The sequence below is a fragment of the Amycolatopsis sp. WGS_07 genome (assembly GCF_045278895.1).
Taxonomy (GTDB): Bacteria; Actinomycetota; Actinomycetes; order Mycobacteriales; family Pseudonocardiaceae; genus Amycolatopsis.
The window spans coordinates 9172785-9193006 of sequence record NZ_CP136053.1 but is presented as its reverse complement, the minus strand read 5'-3'; the positions used below and the strand labels follow the sequence as shown (position 1 = coordinate 9193006).

General features: G+C 69.2%; 21 protein-coding genes. 13 read left to right on the top strand and 8 right to left on the bottom strand.

Annotated features, from left to right (window positions below; genetic code table 11):
- Positions 1-403 precede the first annotated feature (403 nt).
- The 3 genes from RPX00_RS43210 to RPX00_RS43200 all read right to left on the bottom strand — a co-directional run bounded on the left by RPX00_RS43210 (position 404) and on the right by RPX00_RS43200 (position 3475).
- The gene (locus RPX00_RS43210; RefSeq protein ID WP_406634557.1) at positions 404-1189 is read right to left on the bottom strand and encodes an SDR family NAD(P)-dependent oxidoreductase; all 786 of its coding nucleotides are present in this window, start codon (positions 1187-1189) and stop codon (positions 404-406) included.
- Between the two features lie 247 nt (positions 1190-1436).
- Positions 1437-2582 carry a Rieske 2Fe-2S domain-containing protein gene (locus RPX00_RS43205; protein ID WP_406634555.1) on the bottom strand — a complete coding sequence of 382 codons (1146 nt, stop codon included), beginning with the start codon at positions 2580-2582 and terminating at the stop codon, positions 1437-1439.
- Between the two features lie 68 nt (positions 2583-2650).
- Positions 2651-3475, bottom strand: coding sequence for an IclR family transcriptional regulator (locus RPX00_RS43200; RefSeq protein ID WP_406634553.1), 825 nt, complete (start codon positions 3473-3475; stop codon positions 2651-2653).
- 158 nt (positions 3476-3633) lie between these two features.
- Between RPX00_RS43200 and RPX00_RS43195 the strand changes: the two genes are divergently transcribed.
- The 5 genes from RPX00_RS43195 (at position 3634) to RPX00_RS43175 (ending at position 8899) form a co-directional block, all read left to right on the top strand.
- Entirely contained in the window at positions 3634-4482 is an 849-nt protein-coding gene (locus RPX00_RS43195) for an LLM class F420-dependent oxidoreductase (RefSeq protein ID WP_406634551.1), read from the top strand.
- 1 nt (position 4483) lies between these two features.
- Positions 4484-4969 (top strand): nuclear transport factor 2 family protein, encoded by a 486-nt coding sequence (locus RPX00_RS43190; RefSeq protein ID WP_406634549.1) that lies wholly within the window; start codon positions 4484-4486, stop codon positions 4967-4969.
- A gap of 90 nt (positions 4970-5059) precedes the next feature.
- Positions 5060-6670, top strand: a complete 1611-nt coding sequence (locus RPX00_RS43185; protein ID WP_406634547.1) for a class I adenylate-forming enzyme family protein — start codon at positions 5060-5062, stop codon at positions 6668-6670.
- 95 nt (positions 6671-6765) lie between these two features.
- Positions 6766-7950: an acyl-CoA dehydrogenase family protein gene (locus RPX00_RS43180; RefSeq protein ID WP_406634545.1), complete on the top strand. Its 1185-nt coding sequence runs from the start codon at positions 6766-6768 to the stop codon at positions 7948-7950.
- 28 nt (positions 7951-7978) lie between these two features.
- Positions 7979-8899 carry a VOC family protein gene (locus RPX00_RS43175; protein WP_406634543.1) on the top strand — a complete coding sequence of 307 codons (921 nt, stop codon included), beginning with the start codon at positions 7979-7981 and terminating at the stop codon, positions 8897-8899.
- Positions 8900-8952: 53 nt separating this feature from the next.
- Here RPX00_RS43175 and RPX00_RS43170 read toward each other — a convergent pair whose 3' ends face one another.
- The 4 genes from RPX00_RS43170 to RPX00_RS43155 form a co-directional block, all read right to left on the bottom strand.
- A complete protein-coding gene (locus RPX00_RS43170) occupies positions 8953-9966 on the bottom strand; it encodes an alpha/beta hydrolase family protein (RefSeq protein ID WP_406634541.1) in 1014 nt (337 codons plus the stop codon).
- The gene (locus RPX00_RS43165) at positions 9966-10316 is read right to left on the bottom strand and encodes a hypothetical protein (RefSeq protein WP_043835659.1); all 351 of its coding nucleotides are present in this window, start codon (positions 10314-10316) and stop codon (positions 9966-9968) included. Before RPX00_RS43165 ends, RPX00_RS43170 begins: the two co-directional genes overlap by 1 nt.
- Positions 10317-10328: 12 nt before the next feature.
- A complete protein-coding gene (locus RPX00_RS43160; protein ID WP_406634538.1) occupies positions 10329-10829 on the bottom strand; it encodes a TetR/AcrR family transcriptional regulator in 501 nt (166 codons plus the stop codon).
- Positions 10830-10892: 63 nt separating this feature from the next.
- Positions 10893-12386 carry an FAD-dependent oxidoreductase gene (locus RPX00_RS43155; protein ID WP_406634537.1) on the bottom strand — a complete coding sequence of 498 codons (1494 nt, stop codon included), beginning with the start codon at positions 12384-12386 and terminating at the stop codon, positions 10893-10895.
- Between the two features lie 142 nt (positions 12387-12528).
- On the opposite strand from RPX00_RS43155, the gene RPX00_RS43150 reads away from it, so the two are divergent.
- The 8 genes from RPX00_RS43150 to RPX00_RS43115 all read left to right on the top strand — a co-directional run bounded on the left by RPX00_RS43150 (position 12529) and on the right by RPX00_RS43115 (position 19171).
- Entirely contained in the window at positions 12529-13131 is a 603-nt protein-coding gene (locus tag RPX00_RS43150) for a TetR/AcrR family transcriptional regulator (RefSeq protein WP_406634535.1), read from the top strand.
- A 95-nt stretch (positions 13132-13226) separates the two neighbouring features.
- Positions 13227-14000, top strand: a complete 774-nt coding sequence (locus RPX00_RS43145; RefSeq protein ID WP_406634533.1) for an SDR family oxidoreductase — start codon at positions 13227-13229, stop codon at positions 13998-14000.
- Positions 14000-14437, top strand: coding sequence for a hypothetical protein (locus RPX00_RS43140; protein WP_406634531.1), 438 nt, complete (start codon positions 14000-14002; stop codon positions 14435-14437). Before RPX00_RS43145 ends, RPX00_RS43140 begins: the two co-directional genes overlap by 1 nt.
- A complete protein-coding gene (locus RPX00_RS43135) occupies positions 14434-14640 on the top strand; it encodes a hypothetical protein (RefSeq protein WP_406634529.1) in 207 nt (68 codons plus the stop codon). Before RPX00_RS43140 ends, RPX00_RS43135 begins: the two co-directional genes overlap by 4 nt.
- Positions 14637-15398, top strand: a complete 762-nt coding sequence (locus RPX00_RS43130) for an SDR family NAD(P)-dependent oxidoreductase (protein ID WP_406634527.1) — start codon at positions 14637-14639, stop codon at positions 15396-15398. The genes RPX00_RS43135 and RPX00_RS43130 overlap by 4 nt, the downstream gene beginning before the upstream one ends.
- 23 nt (positions 15399-15421) lie before the next feature.
- Complete coding sequence (locus RPX00_RS43125) at positions 15422-16813, top strand: amidase (RefSeq protein ID WP_406634525.1); 1392 nt, start codon at positions 15422-15424, stop codon at positions 16811-16813.
- Between the two features lie 495 nt (positions 16814-17308).
- Positions 17309-17725 (top strand): hypothetical protein, encoded by a 417-nt coding sequence (locus tag RPX00_RS43120; RefSeq protein ID WP_406634523.1) that lies wholly within the window; start codon positions 17309-17311, stop codon positions 17723-17725.
- A 213-nt stretch (positions 17726-17938) separates the two neighbouring features.
- Positions 17939-19171, top strand: a complete 1233-nt coding sequence (locus RPX00_RS43115) for an NADH:flavin oxidoreductase (RefSeq protein ID WP_406634521.1) — start codon at positions 17939-17941, stop codon at positions 19169-19171.
- On the opposite strand, the gene RPX00_RS43110 is transcribed toward RPX00_RS43115, so the two are convergent.
- The gene (locus tag RPX00_RS43110) at positions 19122-20219 is read right to left on the bottom strand and encodes an NAD(P)-dependent alcohol dehydrogenase (protein WP_406634519.1); all 1098 of its coding nucleotides are present in this window, start codon (positions 20217-20219) and stop codon (positions 19122-19124) included. The two genes, RPX00_RS43115 and RPX00_RS43110, sit on opposite strands and share 50 nt — an antisense overlap.
- Positions 20220-20222 lie beyond the last annotated feature (3 nt).

Here is a 20222-nt window from a genome sequence, read left to right as displayed (position 1 = left end):
GGGCGGCCTCAGCCTGCCGACTGTCCACACAGGACGCTCGCCCCTGTGGAATGCCCGATCGACGCCTTCCTGCCCATGTTCGCAGGTCGGCGCGGCTCCTGTCAGGATCGGCGCGGGCAGGGGTTGCGGTCCGCAGACACGGTCAGATGGGCATCAATGGGGCGTTTCGCCGAGGTTGGCGTCCTTTGTCGACGGTCGGCAGGCCGGGATCGCCGGGCTTAAGTCCTCGGCATGGGAATCAGATTCCCTGAAGGTGCCCCTCACAGACCGCACGCCGCGCTCCCGCCCGCCCGGCCCGGATGTCGGCAGTCGGTCCGGCCTTCTCGACCTGGGCAGGCGCGCTCCCCACGCACCCGCAGGGCCGCCTTGAGTCCGATTCCCTCAAGGAGTCCTTCACGGAACGCTAGCGCGGCGGGAGCAGGTTCCGCGTGGCTTCGTGGGCGGCGAGTGCGAGGGCCGCGCGCGGGAAGCCGCTCCGCTTTTCCGCGGTGGCGAGGTTTCCGCCAGCGACCCAGACTGGGCCGTCCGCGAGGTGTGCCAGGCCTTCTCGCGCGACGTCCTCCGGTTCGGCCACGTTCAGGCCCGGCAGGTCGAACGCCAGCCCGGCCCGTTCCATCGCCGGGGTCCGGGTCACGCCCAGCACCAGTTCGAGCACGTCCACGCCGCGTTCCCGCATCTCCAGCCACAATCCCTCGGCGAATACCCGGCTGAACGCCTTCACCGCGGAATAAACGCTGATCTCGGCCTGCCCCAGATACCCGGCCAGCGAGCCCACCAGGATGATCCCGCCGCGCCCTCGGGCAGCCATCAGCGCCCCGAAATGGTGCGTCATCGCGAGCTGCGCGGTGATGTTCAGATCAATCACCCCGCGCACCCGCGACAGATCACCGGTCACGAACTCATGCCCGTAACTGTTCGCTCCGGCATTGAAGATGAGCAAACCGACCTCAAGCCCGTCCGTCGCTTCGCGAATGGCCGAGAGCGATTCCGGATCGAGCAGATCAGCCTGCACGGTAAGGACTTCCACGCCCCGAGCACGAACCGAAGCCGCGGTATCGGCCAATGGTTCAGGCTTGCGCGCGATCAGGACGAGATTGATCCCGGAGTCGGCGAGCTGCTCCGCGAAAGCCGCGCCGACCCCTTCCGAGCCGCCTGCGATGACCGCCCACGGGCCATAGTTGCCGATCATTCGCCTGCCACCGGAATTCCTCCGTCCGCGACCGCCCGGTCGATCGAAGCACTCAAGGCATGACAGCCGCGGAACAGCCCCTCAGCACAGGCCTGCCGCTCGGTGCACCGCGCGGAAGCCGCCGTGTCCCATTGGATGCTGGTCTGGTGCCAGCTGCTCTTGCGCACGTTCAGCCAGGCCTCGCACGTTCCACATTGGACTGGCCGCATCGGCTCGTCTGACAGCCGGTTGTCGACGCGGACCGCCATCAGACGCCGGCCCGGCGGCTGAGGTTTTCCTCGACCTCCGCACGCCACGCCGCGTTCGGCTTCGCGGTGTCCAATTCGAACTCGAACCGCTCGGTCATCTCCGGCGTGACGTCCGCGACGTCCACATAGAACTGTTCGTACCAGCGCCGCAGCTGGTACACCGGTCCGTCCTCCTCGCACAGCAGCGGGTTCTCGATCCGGGTCTTGTTCTTCCAGATCTGCACGTCCTGTTCGAAGCCGATCCGGATGAAGTCGCCCATTTTGCGGGCGGTCTCCTCGGCCTCGGCGGCGGAGAGCTGGTCCGTGCGTTTGACGATGATCCCGTACTGCAGTTTGAACGAATTCGCGGTTACGGGGTAGTGGCAATTGATGAGGACGGCGTCGATGTCCATGCCCTCGTAGTGATAGGTCAGCTCGTCGATCATGAAGGACGGCCCGTAGTAGGAGGCGACGGAGGTGTTGCCGAGCGCCTTCGGCTGCCCTTCTTTCGCGGGCGGGCGCACGTCCTCGCGCGAGGACCCGCGCTGCAGCTGGGTGGCGACGTGCCCCTCGAAGATGTTCTTGAAATACGTCGGGAAAGCGAAGTGCACGTAGAAGAAATGCGCCATGTCCACGACGTTGTCGACGACCTCGCGGCAGTTCGTGTCGACGTGCGTCTCGTACCAGTTCCAGTCGGTCCAGTCGTCGCGCGTGGCGCCCTCGATGCGCGGGATGACGACCTCGGGCGGCGGCGGATTGCCCTCCGGGTCGTTCCAGACGAACAGCATCTTGTCCTGCACCATCGTCGTCCACGCCGCGGTGCGGGCCCGCAGCGGAACCCGGCGGCTGTACGGAATCTGCTTGCAGCGGCCGTCCCCGCCCCAGCGCCAGTCGTGGAACGGGCAGGCGACCTCGTTGCCCTTGACCGTGCCCTGCGACAGATCGCCGCCCATGTGCCTGCAGTACGCGTCGAGCACGTTGAGCTTGCCGCCAGTGTCGTCGCTGCCGGCGAACACCACGAGCTTCTGCCCGAAGGCGGTGACCGGGTGCGGCTTCCCGTCGGCGAAGCTCTCGGCCAGCCCGAGGCAGTGCCAGCCGCGGGCGAACCGCGTGGGCGCCGCGCCGGCCTCGATCACGCGGACTTCGTCCGGCTCCACTGTGGTCATCGTCGGATCTCCTTCCAGCGCCCCGCTTCAGCGAGGCGGAACAATAACGCTAATTCCTTTGTGGACAGTCAGTTCCAGGCGGGTTCGGCCGTGCGCAGCCGGACCATCGGGTACAGCTCCTGCGTGACCTGCCGCGCGGCGACCACCACGAGCGGCGCGACGCGTTCCAGCGCGGTGTGCGCGTCGCCGACCAGGGAGATCGCCGCCTCCGGCCCTTCCGGACCGCGAATGGCGGCGGCGACGCAGGCGATGTCCGAGAAGCACTCGCCGCGTTCGAAGGCGAGGCCGTTGCGGTCGCGGATCCGGCCGAGTTCGCGGTGCAGCGTCACCAGATCGCAGATCGTCCGGCTGGTCTGGCGGCCGGGCACCGGCATGATCCGGTCCTCGACCTGTTCGGCGGGCAGCCACGCGAGCATCGCCTTGCCGAGCGCGGTGCACTGCGCGGGCGCGCGGCCGCCGACCCGCGACGGGACGACCGCGGCGAACCGGCCGCCGACCTTGTCCAGATACCGCACGTCGCCGCCGTCGAGGATCGCGAGGTGGACGACCATCCCGGTGCGCAGCTGCAGTTCGTGCAGCACGGCGGCGGTCGCTTCGCGCAGTTCGAGGTGGTTGCCGCCGGTGCCGCCGAGGTTCAGCGCGCGGCTGCCGAGCGCGTACCCGAACGACGAGTGCGACAGCCACTTCAGCCGCACGAGCTGGTCGAGGATGCGGTGCGCGGTCGAACGGGGGAGGTGGGTCGTGCGCGCGACCTGCTCGAGGGTGAGCCGGGTGCTCGGCGCGTCGAAGGCGTCCAGGATCAGCGTCATCCGCTCGACCATCGACGGCGGCAGGCTGCGGGCCGGCGCGTCGTCCGTGCTCAGCGGGCCCGTTTCGATCGCGGCAACCGTCATGCTGTGCTCCTCGCGGACGAATTGAAATCATTTCTAGTTTTGACGGTAAGGGGTGGCCAGGGCAGCGTCAACCTCGCGGCGGGTCACGACTGCGGCACAGCTCCCGATCAGCGGGAGAACGCGCTCGCGCCGGTGCGGGGGCCGGTAGGCATGGCGGTGTGGACATCGGCCTCGTGAGCCCCGTGGTGACCCGGCTGCCGGGGGATCCGAACGCCTGGGAGGACACCGCGGGCATCGAAGACCTGGCACGGATCGCGGAGACCGCGGACCGGCTCGGCTTCCACCATCTGACCTGCAGCGAGCACGTCGCGGTGCCGGTCCCGGTCGCGGAGCAGCGCGGCTCGACGTACTGGGATCCGCTCGCCACCTTCGGTTTCCTCGCCGCGCGCACCACGCGGATCCGGCTGGTCACGCAGGTGCTCGTGCTCGGCTACCACCATCCGCTGGAGATCGCGAAACGCTACGGAACGCTCGACACGGTCAGCGGCGGACGGCTCGTGCTCGGCCTCGGCGTCGGGTCGTTGCGGGAGGAGTTCGACCTGCTGGGCGCTCCGTTCGAGCAGCGCGGCGAGCGGGCCGACGACGCGTTGCGGGCGCTGCGGGCCGCGTTGTCACAGCGGCTGCCGGAGTACCACGGGCCGCACTACGACTTCGCCGGGCTGATCGTCGAACCGCACGCCGTCCAGGCGAAAGTCCCGCTGTGGATCGGCGGCCGAAGCAAGCGCTCGCTCCGGCGGGCGGCGGAACTGGGCGACGGCTGGGTCCCGTTCGGACTCTCGCTGGACGAACTGCGGCGGATGCTCGGCACGGTCGAGCTGCCGGACGGCTTCCAGGTCGTGCTGTCGCCCGGACGGCCGCTGGACCCGAGCGCGGCGTCCTGCCGGGATCGGCTGGCCCGGGTAGTCGAGGCCGGGGCGACGACGATCAGCGTGCGGGTCGCCGCGAAGTCCGCTGACCACTACCGCGAGCAGCTCGAAGCGCTCGCCGAGCTAGGAAGCGAGGTCTGAAGTGGACCGGATCGCCCAGTTGGAGGCGCGGCTCGCGCGGCTGGAGGACGAACGCGAGATCAGCAGGCTGATCGCCGCGTACGGTCCGCTGGCCGACGCCGGCGCGGCGGAGGACGTTGCCGCGCTGTGGACCGAAGACGGCGTGTACGACATCGACGAGGTCTACCTCGAAGGCCGGGAACAACTGGCCCGGATGGTGCGGTCGAGTGCGCATCAGGGCTGGATCTCCGGCGGGTGCGCGCATTTCGTCGGCCCGCCGCACGTGACCGTCGACGGCGACACGGCGATCGCGGTCTGCCACTCGCTGATGGTCGTGCATCAGGACGGCAGCTTCGTCGTCCGGCGCGCCACGGCCAACCATTGGGCGCTCGCCCGCACCGAAGAAGGATGGAAGGTCACCCGGCGCACCAACCGGATCCTCGACGGCCGGGCCGAGTCGCCCGGGCTGCTGCGGCAGGGCGCGTACGGCGAGCCGGCGTTCCTCTGAGCCGGTCCCGGTCACTGGAATCGCCCCGGCGCATACGGCGGTGAGCAGGCACAATCACGCCCGCACCGGTGCGCGAGGAGGGAGACCTTGATGAGCCTCTCCGCTGATCCTCGGCAGGCATTGACCGCACCCGGCGGGCCGTGCGAACTGCGCACCGAAGACGTGCTGGGCGTGCCGATGACCGTCTTCGCCCATCGTGCGCGGTCGTTGGGGGAGGTGCTGGCGGCCTCGGCGCGGCACGGCGAGCGCGAGTACCTGGTGACTGCCGACCGGCGGATCACCTTCGCCGCGCATGCCCGTCAGGTGGCGTCGGTGGCTTGTGCGCTGCGCGACGAGTACGGGATTCGCAAGGGCGACCGGGTCGCGATCGCGGCAGCGAACAGTCCAGAGTGGGTGGTCGCGTTCTGGGCGACGGTGTCGCTGGGCGCGATCGTGGTCGGCTACAACGCGTGGTGGTCGCGGCCGGAGCTGGAGTACGCGGTCGGGCATACGCGGCCGTCACTGGTAGTCGCCGACGCGAAGCGGGCCGCGTTGCTGGATGGCGTTCCGGTGTTGACTGTCGAGGAGGACATCCCCCGGCTGGCACGGACGCCGGATGCACCGCTGCCTTCGTGTGCGGTTGCCGAGGACGATCCGGCGGTCATCCTCTACACCAGCGGCACCACGGGGCGGCCGAAAGGCGCGGTGCACACGCACCGGAATCTGACGTCGGTCATCGAGTTTCACCGGCTCAACAGCGAAATCGCCCGCGTGCTCGGCGACCCGACGGAGCCGTCCGCACGGCGGTATCTGCTCGGCGTGCCGCTGTTCCACATCGCCGGACTGCACAACCTGGTGGTGCCCAGGTTGGCCGACGGCAGCACGGTGGTGGTGCACCAGGGAGGTTTCGACGCGGAGCGCGTGCTGCGGCTGGTCGAGGCGGAACGGGTGACGAACTGGGGCGTCGTGCCGACCATGGCGCATCGGCTGCTGGAACACGGAAACCTTGCCCGCTACGACCTTTCCTCGCTGACCGCTTTCACTCTCGGTGCCGCGCCGTCTTCTCCCGCTTTCCAGCAACGACTGCGTGCGGAACTGCCAGCGGCACAACAGGGATTGGTCGACAGCTACGGTTTGACCGAATCGTCCACGGCGATTTCCGTTGCTGCTTCAGCTGATCTGGCCGCTTCGCCGGGAACCGTCGGGCGTCCGATCGCGACGGTGGAGCTGGAGATCCGGGATGCGTTCGGCAAGGTGCTGCCGGACGGTAGCGCAGGGGAGATCTGCGTGCGCAGCCCGTTCACGATGCTCGGCTATTGGGAAGACCCCGAAGCCACGGCGGCCGTTCTTGACAACGATCGATGGCTGCACACCGGGGATATCGGCGTGCTCGAGAACGGACAGCTCCGGCTTACCGCGCGGCGTTCGGATTTGATCCTGCACGGCGGCGAGAACGTTTATCCGGCCGAAGTGGAGAACGTGCTGGCGGAGCATCCGGCGGTGCGGGAATGCATCGTGCTGGGCGTGCCGCACGCCGACCTCGGCCAGGAAGTGGCCGCGGTCGTGGTGGTTTCGGCGGAGGTCGGCGAGGCGGAGCTGCGGGCGTTCGCGGCCGAGCGGCTGGCGTACTTCAAGGTCCCGTCGCGCTGGCGGATCGGGACGGAACCGTTGCCGCGCAACGTGACCGGAAAGGTGGTGCGGAGCAGGGTGGCGCGGCCCTGATCCCGTTGACCGGGAGCGTGCCCGCGCGCTCGCGTGCTCCGCTGGGAGGCTCGGGGCAGCCGGGACCGCATCCGGACCGGAGAAAGGGAAGCGCCATGACCCATCCCGCTCTTGCCGCGATCGAAGACCGCGCGGACGAGATCGCCGCGCTCGGGCCGGAGAACGAGCGGCTCGGCAGGCTCGCCGACGAAGCGGCCAAGATGCTCCGGGAAACCGGCGCGATCAAAATGCTCCAGCCCGCCGATTATGGCGGCGCGGAAGCCCATCCGCGCGAATTCGCGGAAACGGTGATGCGGCTGGCGTCGCTCGACGGTTCGACGGGCTGGGTCGCCGGCATCGTCGGCGTGCACCCGTGGGAAATGGCGCTTTGCGACCGTCGGGTGCAGGAAGAAATCTGGGGTGCCGACAACGACGCCTGGATCGCTTCGCCGTACGCGCCGATGGGCGTACTGAAACCGGTCGACGGCGGGTATGTCTTCAATGGACGGTGGCAGTTCTCGTCCGGAACCGACCACTGCGACTGGATTTTCCTCGGCGGTTTCCTCGGCGACTCAGACGGCAATGTCGTGCAGCCGCCCCGGAACTACCACGTGATCCTTCCCCGCGCGGATTACGAAATCGTCGAGGACACCTGGGATGTCGTCGGCCTGCGCGGCACCGGAAGCAAGGACATCGTCGTCAAGGACGCGTTTATCCCGGAGTACCGCGCGGTGCCGTTCAGTCGGATGACCGACGGCAGCGCGCTGCGCGAATCCGGCCGCACCAACCCGACGTACGGCGTCCCGTTCACGACGATTTTCCCGCTCGGCATCACGTCCGCGGTGATCGGCATCGCCGAAGGCGCGCTGGCCGCGCATCTGGCTTACCAGCGCACGCGCGTGCAAATTACTGGTACGCGAGTGAAAGACGACCCGTACGTGCTGTTCGCGATCAGCGCTGCCGCGGAAGAGATCAAAGCCTCGCGAATCGCCATGCTAGACAACGTTTCCCGGTTCTACGACAAGGCCGCGGCGGGGGAGGCGGTGACGCTGGCCGACCGTGCCGCGTCGCGTCGTACTCAGGTGGCCGCGGCGTGGCGGGCGGTGCGGGCGATGGACGAGGTGGTCGCCCGCAGCGGCGGCAACGGCCTGCGGATGGACAACCCGATCCAGCGGTTCTGGCGCGACGGCCACATGGGCCTGGCGCACGCGATCCACGTGCCCGGTTCGGTCTTCCACGCGTCCGCGCTGACCGACCTCGACGTCGAGCCGCCGCCCGGCCCGATGCTCTCCATGATCTGACTTCTCTTACCCCGCAAGGAGTTTCGCTATGACCGAGATCCGAGGGCTCGGATACCTCCGGGTGCAGAGCCGCGACCTGCAGCGCTGGCGGGAGCTGACCGTCGAGGCGCTCGGCTTCGCCGAAACGTCCGGCCTGGTCGCCGATGGCCTGTACCTGCGGATGGACGAACGCGAGGCGCGGCTGATCGTGCTGCCCGGCGAGGACGACCGGGTGCTCGCGGTCGGCTGGGAGGTGCGCGACCAGTTCGCGCTGGCCGCGGTCGGACGCGCGGTGGAGGCGTCCGGAACGGCGGTGAAAGTGTTGTCGGAACAGCAATGCCGCGAACGCCGGGTCGATTCGGCGATCACCTTCGACGACCCGTCCGGCACCCCGGTCGAGGTGTTCTTCGGCCCGGTCCTCGACCACGATCCGGTGCGCACGAAGTGGACCCAGCGGTTCGTGACCGGCGCGCAGGGCATGGGCCACGTCGTGCTGCCGACGACGAACTTCGCCGAGGTCGAGACGTTCTACACCGAGGTGCTCGGCTTCCTCCCGCGCGGCGCGGTCGCGATGGGCGGCGCGGCCCCGGACCAGAAACCGCGCCGGGTGCGGTTCATGGGCGTCAACCAGCGCCACCACAGCCTCGCGATCTGCCCGGCCCCGCACGGCGAACCGCCGGGCCTGGTGCATCTGATGGTCGAGGTCGACTCCCTGGACGCGGTCGGCCGCGCACTGGACGAGGTCGGCAAGCGCGGCTTCTCGGTGTCCTCGACGCTGGGCAGGCACACGAACGACAAGATGGTGTCGTTCTACGTCCGGGCTCCTGGCGGGTGGGATCTGGAGTACGGCTGCGAGGGGATGCTGGTGGACGAGCGGTTCTATACGGCGGAGGAGATCACGCGGGACAGTTACTGGGGGCACGACTGGTCTGGGTCCGAGCAACTGGCTGCGTTCACACCGCCCAAGTGAAGCGTCGTGAGTGGCGATCCCGGTTAGAACCGCGATCGCCACTCACGACCCCCTCAGCGCCCCGCGAACCGATGCAGGGCGTCGAGCACGGCAGGGGCAGGCGTGTCCGGGTGCTCGGCGTCGTGCAGCAGGTGGTCCACTCCCGGCAGCGGCACCCGGCCCGGTCCGCCGACGTGCGCGCGGCGCAGGGCGACGGTGAGGGCATCCGTTGTGGCGCAAGGGACTTGGGTGTCGTTCGTGCCGCAGGTCAGCAGCACCCTGGTCCCCGGTCGCAACGCTGCGGCGGTGGCCGGCGGGTAGACGGCGTCGTCGCTGTCCACGAACCGGCCGTTCTGCCCTTGGAAGCCCTGGAAAAGCTGCGCGACGGCGGGCGGCAGGCCGGTGGGGTCGACCGGCCGGTGCTCGCGCAGGGCGGTGATGGCGGCGTCGATCGCCGTGTCGATGGTCCGCTGCTGCTCCGGAGTCAGCTGGCCCTGCCGGACCGCCTCGGCGATCTGTCCGTGCAGCTGCAGTGCGACCAGGTCCAGCAGGCGGAGGGCCTGTGGTTGCAGCAGTGCCAGGCCGGTCGGGCGAGGGTGGACAGTGCCGCCGAGCAGCAACGCGGTCATCGCGCCTTCGCTGTGCCCGACGACGGTCATCGCGCGCGGAGCCGTCTCCGGCTGCTCGCGCAACGTCTCGTAGGCGGCTTTCGCCTGGCGGACGAACGCTGGATAGTCGAGGGTTTCGGGATGGTCGTGGTACGCGCCGAGCCCGGTGCGCCCGGTGCCGTACTTGTCGAACCGCAGCGTGGCGACCCGGTCGCGGCCGAGTGCGTCAGCCACCTGTACCAGGGTGTTCGGGGTCAGGCGCGGCTGGTTGCCGTCGCGGTCGGTGGGGCCGCTGCCGGGCAGCAGGAGGGCGGCGCGCAGCCGTTGGCCAGCCCAGTGCGCGGGAATATGCAGGGTGCCGTACGTCGTCGTCCCCTCGACAGTGAAGACGACTTCGCGGTCGGCGGCGGGCACGAGACCGGGCGTCGCCGCGACGGGGGTGGCCAGGGTCAGCGCGACTGCCGCGAGGTGGGAGAGCATCAGCGCAGGGCCTTCTCGACCAATGCGACGGTCGCGCGCGGGTCGTCGACCTGGAGGACGAGGCGGGCGTAGCGCTCGTCGGCCAGTTCGAGCACGACGGCCTTCGCCGGATCTTTGACGTCCCAGAAGACCTTTTCGCCGTCGAGGTGGAACGTGCCCGCCGTGATCACGCCGGGCACGTGGGCGCCGGGCGCGCGGATCCCCTTGGGGTCGGCGGCGATGCCGGGGTCCGCGGTCGCGCCGCGGACGTTGGCCAGCGGGATGGTGAGGCTGCTCTTGAAGGCCCAGAGCTTGTCGAGACCTTCGATCACGACGACGAGATTGCCGCCGTCGATGGTGACCAGTGCCATGTCTTTTCCTTGTCAGTTAAGGGGATCGAGCCGGCGGGCCAGCGCTTCTGCGGGGTCGCCGGGGTTGTTGCGCAGGCGAAGGCCCAGTGCGGCGGCCGTGAGGGCGGCGGCCAGTGCGGTGGAGATGCCGAGCGCGTCGGCGATCGCCTGGTCGAGCGCGGCCAGTGCTTCGGTGACCTCGGCGGCCACCTCCTCGTCGGCCGGTGCTCGTTCGACCGCCGCGAGCAGCAGCAGGCCGAGGTCGGCCGACGCGACGAGCCGCAGCACGGTCGCGGCGTCCGTCGCCGCGGAGAGCGCTTCGGCCAAGGGCTGGACGTCGTCGGCGAGGTGGCGGCGCAGCGCGGCCAGGTAGAGACCGCGCTTGCTGCCAAACGTCTTGTACAAGCTATTGCGGTGCACGCCGAGATGGGTGACGAGGTCGTCGACCGACACCCCGTCGTAAGCGCGGCCGCCGAACAGCCCCACGGCGGCGCGCACCACCTCGTCCTCGTCGAACGCCCTTCGCCTGCCCATGTCCCGACGATAGCGTTTTGAGGAACGATCAGTCAAGAACGATCGTTCCTCAAAAATCCCGGCTCACTTTCCGGCTCGGGCCACCAGATCGTCGACCGCCCGGGCGGCGAACGCCATCGCCGTGCCCAGCGGAATCCCTGGCCCTGGGTAGTAGCCGCCGGTCATCGACGCCGCCGAATTGCCGACTGCGTAAAGGCCTTCGACGGCCGAACCGTCCGCGCGCAGCACCCGCGCGTCCGGGTCAGTGATCAGGCCGCCCTTCGTCCCCAAGTCCGACAGCACCAGCCGCGCCGCGCGGAACGGCGGGCGATCCACCGGGACCAGCACCGGATTCGCGAAATGCCGGGCGTACTCGTCCTCGCCGCGGCCGAAATCCGCGTCGTGCCCGGCTTCGGCGAAGGAATTGAACCGGGCGACCGTGCCGGGCAGTTCCGGGGCCCCGAGCAGTTTTGCCAGTTCCTCCAGCGAGTCCGCTTCTACCCAGGTGCCCGCCGCCAGATGGTCGTCCGGACGTCCGCCCGGCAGGGCGATGGCGGGCAGGCGGCCGTTTTCCCGGCTGTCGAACACGATGTGCGACGGGACCCGCCGCTCCGGATCGGCGGCCATCTCGCGGCCCATCTGGTCGTACGGCAGCGATTCGTTCGCGTAACGCCGTCCGTCGCGGTCCACGACGATCCCGCCGCGGAAGCCGAGCGTGAACGACGCGCCGCCGTCTGGCATCGCGATTCCCGGGCACCACCAGCCCTCGTCCATCAGGTCGACGGCCGCGCCGAGCGCGATCGCCGCCTCCAGAACCTGGCCCCGGTTCGTCTCCGCGGGAGCCATCGACCACGTGGCTGACCCGGGGACGCCGGACCGGGTCCGCAGCTCAGCGTTCCGCTCGAACCCGCCCGCGCCGACGAGCACGCCGTAGGTGGCCCCGATTCGCCGCGGCCCGACCCCGACGACCCGGCCGTCCTCGACCACCAGCTCCTCGACCGGCGTTCCGGTGAACACGGTGCCGTTGCCGGTCGCGTCGAAAGCCAGCAGCAGCCGGCCGATCAGCGCGCGGCCGCCGTCGAGCGGGGCGTCGCGGTGCCCGCGGCCGGCGCGGTCGCGGTCCACCGGCGGACGCACCAGCTCCGCGCGTTCGCCCAGTTCGGAAAGCGGCAGGTCGACCGGTACGAAGGAGCGTCCGCCGGGCACCCGGCCCGGCCGGTCGAAGTAGTCCGGGAACGCCCGCCATTCGAACTCGAGCGCCGGATCCGCCTCCAGTGCCGCGACCAGCTCCGGAGCCTTCGCCAGGAACGCCTCCTGCCGCCCGGTCCGGTCCTCGCCGAGCAGCGCGCGCAGGTACTCGCGGGCGGCGGCGGTGGAATCCGCGACGCCGAACCGCTGCTGGACCTGCGTGCCGGGCAGCCAGCAGGCCGCGCCGGAGTACGCCGACGTCCCGCCGAGCCGGTCCGCGCCCTCGACCACCGCGGTGCGCAGCCCGGCCCGGGCGGCGAGATACGCCCCGGTCAGCGCGCCCGCGCCGGACCCGACCACCACCACGTCGAACTGGTCGTCGAAAGCCATGAGTCCTCCAAGTCGTCGCGACCCGGCGAGCCAACCGCATCCGCGGCGCGCCGGGCCGCGGTCATCCCACTCACCGGTAGCGGCGGCGCCCGGTGGGAGGATCGTGCGCGAGAATGACCTGATCACGAGCGGAGGAGTCGCGGTGCCGAGAGTCGCCGAGAACCGGGCGCCGGCCACGCCGAGTTCGCCCGCGCAGCAGGAGCGCTACCGGCGCATCCTGCGAGCGGCCGCGGACCACGGCGCCGAGCACGGCCTCGACCGGATCCAGATGCTCGACGTCGCCCGCGACGCCGGCGTCGCCATCGCCACGCTGTACCGGTACTTCCCGTCGAAGACGATCCTGTTCACCGCGCTGCTGCACAGCCAGGTCGAACAGCTGGACCGCAACAGCGTCCCGGTCGAGCCCGGCCAGGAACCGGCCGAGGCGGTCGCGCGCGTGCTGGTCGACGCGGCGCGCCGGCTGCTGGAGCGGCCGCGGCTCGCGCAGGCGATGCTGCAGTCGAACAACGCGACGGTCGCGGGGGAGTCGCCGAACATGGCCGCGACGGTCGAGTTCGGCGATCTGATCCTGCGCGTCGCCGGGGTGGCCGAGCCCAGCGACCACGACCGCCGTCTGGTCCGGCTGATCGAGCAGACCTGGTACGGCGTGCTGACTTCGCAGCTCAACGGGCACATCACCGCCGAGGAGGCGGAGGCGGACACGGTGCTGGCGTGCCGGTTGCTGCTGGCCGAACTGGGGCGTTGACCCGGTTTCTCCCGGTGACCGGGATCAGCCCGTCGTGCCGGGCGGAGTCACCGTAGCGTCGCGGCCGATCCCGAATCCCACCTCAGGAGGCCGTCATGCCGCGCACCGTCGTCGTAACCGGAGCGAGTTCGGGGATCGGTGCGGCGCTCAGCGGCCTTCTCGCCGAGCGCGGCGACCAGGTCCTCGGCGTCGACCTTGCGGGCAGTGACGTCGACGCGGACCTTTCGACCCCGCAGGGCCGGCTTGCCGCCGCCGAAGAAGTCGGCAAGCGCACCGGGCACGTCGACGCGGTGATCACCTGCGCCGGGACGTCGAATCCCGGCGAAGCGATGGTCACGGTGAACTTCTTCGGCAGCACCGAATTCATCGAAGCCCTGCAGCCACTGCTGGCGAAATCCGAGGCCCCGCGCGTCGTGCTGGTCGGCTCGATCTCCGGTACCCAGCCGAACGACCCGGCGGTGGTCGAGGCGTGCCTGCGCGGCGACGAGCAGGCCGCGCTGACCGCCGCCCGCGAGGCGATCGCGGACAACCGGGCGCTCCAGCTGTACCCGTCGTCGAAGTCCGCGATCGCGCAATGGGCGCGTCGGACGTCCGTTTCGGCCGGCTGGGCCGACGCGGGGATCGCGGTGAACGTGGTCGCGCCCGGCGTCGTCCGGACGCCGATGACCGACGACCTTTTCGCTAACCCGCAGATGAAAGCCGTGATGGACAAGGCCGTCCCGATGCCGCTGCACGGCTACGCGGCCGCCGAGGACGTCGCGCGGGTGCTGGCCTACTTCGCCGACGCCGCGACGACGCACATCACCGGCCAGGTCGTCTACGTCGACGGCGGCGCCGAGGCGACCCTCCGCCCGGCGGCGCATTACTGATGACGACTTACGCCGAAAACGTTCCCTTGTCGCCGGTCCCGAATGACGACGGCATCGACGCTGCCGCCGCGGCCGCGCGTCGAGTCGTCAACGCACTCCTGCACGCTGGTGCGGACAGCGCCGCGCCGATGTCCGACATCGCCCGCGACCTCAACCGGATCGCCGCCCAGCTGGAAGAACACGCGCCGGAGCGCCAGGAGCGGTTCGTCGGAATGTGGGCCGGGCGGCCTCGGCACGATCCCGTCACCGGCCCGGAAAACGCGCTCGCGCCGCCGTTGCACCTGCACGGGCTGCCGGACGGATCGGTGACCGGCACGGTGACGCTCGGCCTGCCGTATCAGGGCCCGCCCGGCTGCGTGCACGGGGGATTTCCGCGCTGCTGCTGGATCACGCGCTCGGCGTCGCCAACAGCTGGGGCCCGGGGCCGGACGGGATGACCGGCACCCTCAGCGTCCGCTACCACCGGACGACCCCGCTGTTCGAGGAGCTGACCGTGCGTGCGCGGCAGCAATCCAGCGAGGGCCGGCGGATCCACACGACCGGCGAGATTCTCGCCGACGGTCAGGTTTGTGTTTCCGCGGACGGAATTTTCGTGGCCAAGCATGTGGCGCGACCGGTTGCTGACGAAGGAGGCCGATGAGCACGCTCGCGGGCCGGGTGGCCCTGGTGACTGGCGCCGGACAGGGCGTCGGCCAAGGAATCGCGCTGGCGCTGGCGGGGGAGGGCGCGTCAGTCGCGGTCCTCGGGCGGACGCGCGGCAAACTGGACGAGACCTGCCGCCTCCTGCGCGAGCGGGGTGCCACCGCGGAACCGTTCGAATGCGATGTTGCCGATACCGCGTCGATTCCGGGTGTGGTCGGCGACGTTGTTGCGCGATTCGGCCGGCTGGACATCCTGGTCAACAATGCTTACTCCGGCGCTTTCGGTCCCTTGCTGGAAATGAGCGACGAGGATTTCACGCGCGGTTTCTCGACCGGCCCGTTCGCAGCTTTCGCCTTCATGAAAGCCGCTCACCCACACCTGAAAGCGGCTGGTGACGCGTCGATCATCAACCTGGTCACCTCGGCGATGGTGCGCTGGGATCCCACCACCTACGGTGCTTACGCGGCAGCGAAACAAGCCTTGCGCTCGCTGTCGCGCACCGCCGCCGTGGAATGGGCGCGCGACGGAATCCGGGTCAACGCGATCGCGCCGCACGCGTTGTCGCCCGGCTTGAAATGGTGGACCGAACACAATCCCGAAGAGGCCGCCGAATTCGTCTCGACGATTCCGATGGGCCGGATCGGTGAATGCGAGGAGGATATCGGCCGCGCCGTCGTCACGCTGGTCGGGTCCGATCTGCGCTATCTGACCGGAGCCACCGTCCCGCTCGACGGCGGACAAGCCTTCTTCGGCTGAGCCCTTTCTGAGGAGACCTCGCTGTGCTTTCTGTCCTCGATACCGCCGCCGCCATCCGCCGCGGCGACCTGTCCGCCCGAGAGGCCGCCGAAGCGGCGATCGCCCGTATCGAGCACGCGAACCCGCAGCTCAACGCCGTCGTCGGCCGCCGTTTCGAAGCCGCCCTCGCCGAAATCGACGCCGGCCTGCCGGACGGCCCGCTCACCGGAGTCCCGTTCCTGGTCAAGGATCTCGGCACGGAAATCGCCGGACTCCCCGCCACCCAGGGCAGCCGCCTGTTCGCCTCCGCTGTGTCCACTGTGGACAGCGAACTGATCCGCCGCTACAAACGCGCCGGCCTGGTCGTCCTGGGCACCACCAACACGCCCGAATTCGGCCTCAACGCGAGCACCGAACCACGACTGCACGGCCCGACCCGAAACCCGCACGACCAGTCCCGCTCACCCGGCGGCTCCAGCGGCGGCTCCGCGGCCGCCGTAGCCGCGGGCCTGGTCCCCGCCGCCCACGCAACCGACGGCGGCGGCTCGATCCGCATCCCGTCCGCGATGTGCGGTCTGGTCGGCCTCAAACCCAGCCGCGGCCGCACCACCGGCTCGCCCGACTCCGGCACCCTCGCCGCCCCAGTGTCCGTCGCCCACGCGGTCACCACGACTGTCCGTGACAGCGCCGCCCTGCTGGACGCGATCGCCGGACCACTCCCAGGTGAAGCCTTCGCCGCCCCAACCCCGTCCGGCACCTTCCTGGACGCGACCCGCCGCGCCCCCGGCCGCCTCCGCATCGGCATGGCCACCGAGGCCCGGACCGGCGTCGACCCGCATCCCGCCTGCGTGGCCGCGGTGCAGCAGACCGCAAAACTGTGCGAGGAACTCGGCCACCACGTCGAGGAAACCGTGGCCCCGTTCGATTTCCCAGAAGTCCGCACTACGGGCGGGGTTTTGATGGGCGCGGACCTGGTGGTGATCGTCGAGGACCGGTTGGCCGAACTGGGCCGCGACCTCCAGCCGGGCGATGTCGAGCCGTTCACCGAGCTGCTGCTGGACCACTACCGCGGCCTCAGCGCCAACCAACTCCACCGCGCCCTGCGGCGGGCGCAGGAGATCGGGTGGGAGATGGGTACGGTCTTCACGTCTTATGACGTGCTGCTTACGCCGACGCTGCCTCTGCCGACGCCGCCTCTGGGCTTGCTGGATACGGATGATCCGGCGTCGATCTACGAGCACGCGGGGGCGTTTTCGGCGTGGACGAGCGTGTTCAACGTGACGGGGATGCCTGCGATCTCGCTGCCGTTGGGGCGGGATGACGACGGGCTGCCGGTGGGGGTGCAGTTCGCGGCGGATTTGGGGCGGGAGGGGCTGCTGTTGTCGTTGGCGGCGCAGCTGGAGGAGTCGGCTCCCTGGCCGGGGCAGACCCTATGAGTGTTTATGCCTGTTAGAGGCCAAGGGGCGCCGTCAAGAGCTAGAATGGTTCGACTGGGCAGGTCGTCGAGGGGCGGCCCAAGATGCAACAGGACGTTACTTTCCGGCAAGTTCACTTTCCCGGCGGTAATGGTTTCACGATCAGGCCGCCTTGTTCCGGCTGTTCATTTTGCTGTTTTCGGCGTGCTGTGGATGGGTTCAACACGAAATTCGCACATTAGAACCCTTGTTGGCTCCGATCCTTCGGGCGGTAGAGTGCTCCGCTTGTGAGCGATCAACCAACGAACGGCGAGCCCATGAGTTCGCCTCGCTCGGGGACGGCCTCCGCGGCGTCAGCTTTGTCGACGGTGCGGCCCTGTGGCTCCAAGGCAAAGACGACCCGTGCTCGGGGATCCGTGACTCGGTGGGCTGGGCCGGCAGTGTTTGTTGCAACAATTTTCGGAGTCGTTGCGCTCCCGGGCAGAAGGCTTGAGGGTGTCAGCCAACTGTGGGGCGGTGCTCGAACAGCTACAGGCCAGCATCAAGATAAATATTTCCGAAAATTGCAAAAAAGACGTTATTGAGGCGTATGAAAATCTATTTAGGTCCGTTCATGTTTTCATGGAAGTGAGAGAGTCTTCGATCCCTGAAGGCGGAGGCGGTGTGCGTCGCCCAAGCGAATCGGTTATTGAGAAGTATCAAAATGCTCGGCTAGATCTTCTTTCCAAAGTTGTGGCAGTTGAAATTCGTGCAAGCAACTCGGGTCGTGAAGCTGTGCAGCAGCTCAAAGCAGTCCTGCTGCCAACTGGTGACCACGCCGTTCAGTTGCCGGTGGTTGATCGCGCCGCATTAGGCCGTGCATTGGACAAGGTGATGTTGGTGGCCAGCTTGGAATTTTCTGGTAAACTGCCCATGGCTTGCGCCAACTCGTAAAAAGACATGCCTGTGCTGCGTCTGGTGGCGATGTTCGCGCGCCCGGCAGGGGGTGGTCATGGCAACACAACTGCAAAGTGTACTGTAAGCGCCACTTCGTCGTGCGGCGTTGCCGTATCGAAGAGTTCCTCTCCTGTCAGCTCGCCGGTCCAGGCCTCCCAGTCACCGAGATCGCCGGAGCGGGCCGACCCTTCCGTTTCCTACCGTGACAACGTGACCACCACGACCACCACCCCGCCCGATCCGCTGACTCCCGCTCGGCTCGGGCCGGTGCAGTTGCGCAATCGCGTCGTCAAGGCGGCGACTTACGAGGGGCTCAGCCATCTCGGCCGGGTCACCCAGGATTTGGTCGACTTTCACGTCGGCTACGCGAAGGGCGGCGTCGGGATGACGACGGTCGCCTATTGCGCGGTCGCGAAGGAAGGCCGCACCGACCGGCATCAGATTTACTGGGCCGACGAAGCCCTGCCCGGGCTGCGCGCGCTCACCGACGCGGTGCACGCCGAGGGTGCGGCGATCTCGGCGCAGATCGGGCACGGCGGGCCGGTCGCGAATCCGAAGGGCAATGGGCTTCCCGCGCTCGCGCCGAGCCGGTACTTCCACAAGACGACGCTCAGTTTCGCGCAGGAAATCGACCACGCCGGTATCGAACGCGTCAAACGCGCTCACGCGGACGCTGCCCGGCGCGCGATCGAATGCGGGTTCGACGCGATCGAAGTCCACTTAGGACACAACTATCTGATCAGTTCCTTCCTGAGCCCCAAGCTTAACCACCGCACCGACGAATACGGCGGTTCGCTGGAAAACCGCGCCCGGCTCGCGCGTGACACGATGCGCGCGGTGCGCGACGCGGTCGGAGACCGGATCGCGGTGATCGTGAAAATGAACATGGACGACGGCGCCCCCGGCGGTTTCTGGCTTGACGAGGCGATCCCGATGACGCAATGGCTCGAAGCCGACGGCACTTGCGACGCACTTGAGATGACCGCCGGATCGTCGCTGCTGAACCCGATGTACCTCTTCAAAGGCGACGCACCGGTCCGCGAGTTCGCGGCGGTCATGCCGCAGCCGCTGAAACTGGGCGTGCAGGCGGTCGGGAAGCGGTTCATCCGCGAATACCCTTACCGGGACGCGTTTCTGCTCGAAGACGCCCGGCAGATCCGGGCCGCGGTCAGCCTGCCGATGGTGCTGCTCGGCGGGATCACCGACCGCGCGTCGATGGACCTGGCGATGCGGGAGGGCTTCCAGTACGTCGCGATGGGCCGGGCGCTGCTGCGGGAGCCGGATCTGGTGAACCGGATCGCCGCCGAGCCGGAGACACCGTCGTTGTGCATCCACTGCAACAAATGCATGCCGACGAACTTCACCGGGACGCGGTGCGTGCTGGTGGACCGGACTACGACCCGGAGTGCGGACTGGGGGAAGCCTGCGGGGTACGTGGGCTGAGCGGCCCCTGCTGCGGCAGGTCGGACATGTCCAGCACGAAGCGGTAGCGGACATCGTTGCGCGCCAGGCGGTCTAGGGCTTCGTTGACGCGTGCGGACGGCAGGATCTCGATGTCGGCGGCGACGTTGTGCTGGGCGCAGAACTCCAGCATCGCGGCGGTCGCGGGACGGCCGCCGCTGCCCGCGGAGCTGAGGTTCTTCCGTCCGATCAGCAAATCGGTGGCCTCGACGGTGACCGTGCCGAGATGCCCGACCAGGCTGAGGGTTCCGTCCAGGGCGACGAGCTTGAGGTAGGGCGAGACGTCGTGCGGGACGGCGATCGTGTCGATGACGACGTCGAACCGGTCCCGGGCCGCGGTCATCTGGCGCTGGTCCGTGGAGACGATCAAGTCGTGGCCGCCCAGCTGGCGGGCGTCGGCGGCTTTGTCGGCCGACCGGCTGATGACGGTGGTGTCGGCCCCGAGCGCGACGGCCAGCTTGACGGCGAGATGCCCGAGTCCGCCCAGTCCGGCCACGGCGACCCGGGTGCCGGGCCCGACTCCGAGGGTGCGCAACGGCTCCCAGACGGTGATCCCGGCACACAGCAGGGGAGCGGCGGCCGCGGGGTCGAGTCCGGCGGAGACCGGGTAGGCGAACTTGTCGCGGACGACGTACTCGCGGGAGAAGGCGCCCAGCGTGGTGGTTCCGTCGCGGCGGTCGGTGCCGCCGTAGGTCAGGGTGGGGAACTCGTGGCAGAAGTTTTCCTGTCCTGCCTCGCACATCGCGCACGCGCCGCACGAGTCGACGATGTTGCCGACCGCGACCTGGTCCCCGACGGCGAACCGGGTGACCTCGTGCCCGATGTCGGTCACCACGCCGGTGAACTCGTGGCCCGGCACCAACGGTGTCTCGCCGGTGTGGGCGCGGACGGCGTGGAGATCGGTATGGCAGACGCCGCAGTAGTCCACGCGAACGGCGAGGTCGTCGGCCCGCAGGTCCCGGCGGCGCAGCGACGTCCGCCGCAACGCGGTCCCGGCGCGGCCGGCTTGCCAGCCCAGAGTGGTCCGCATGGT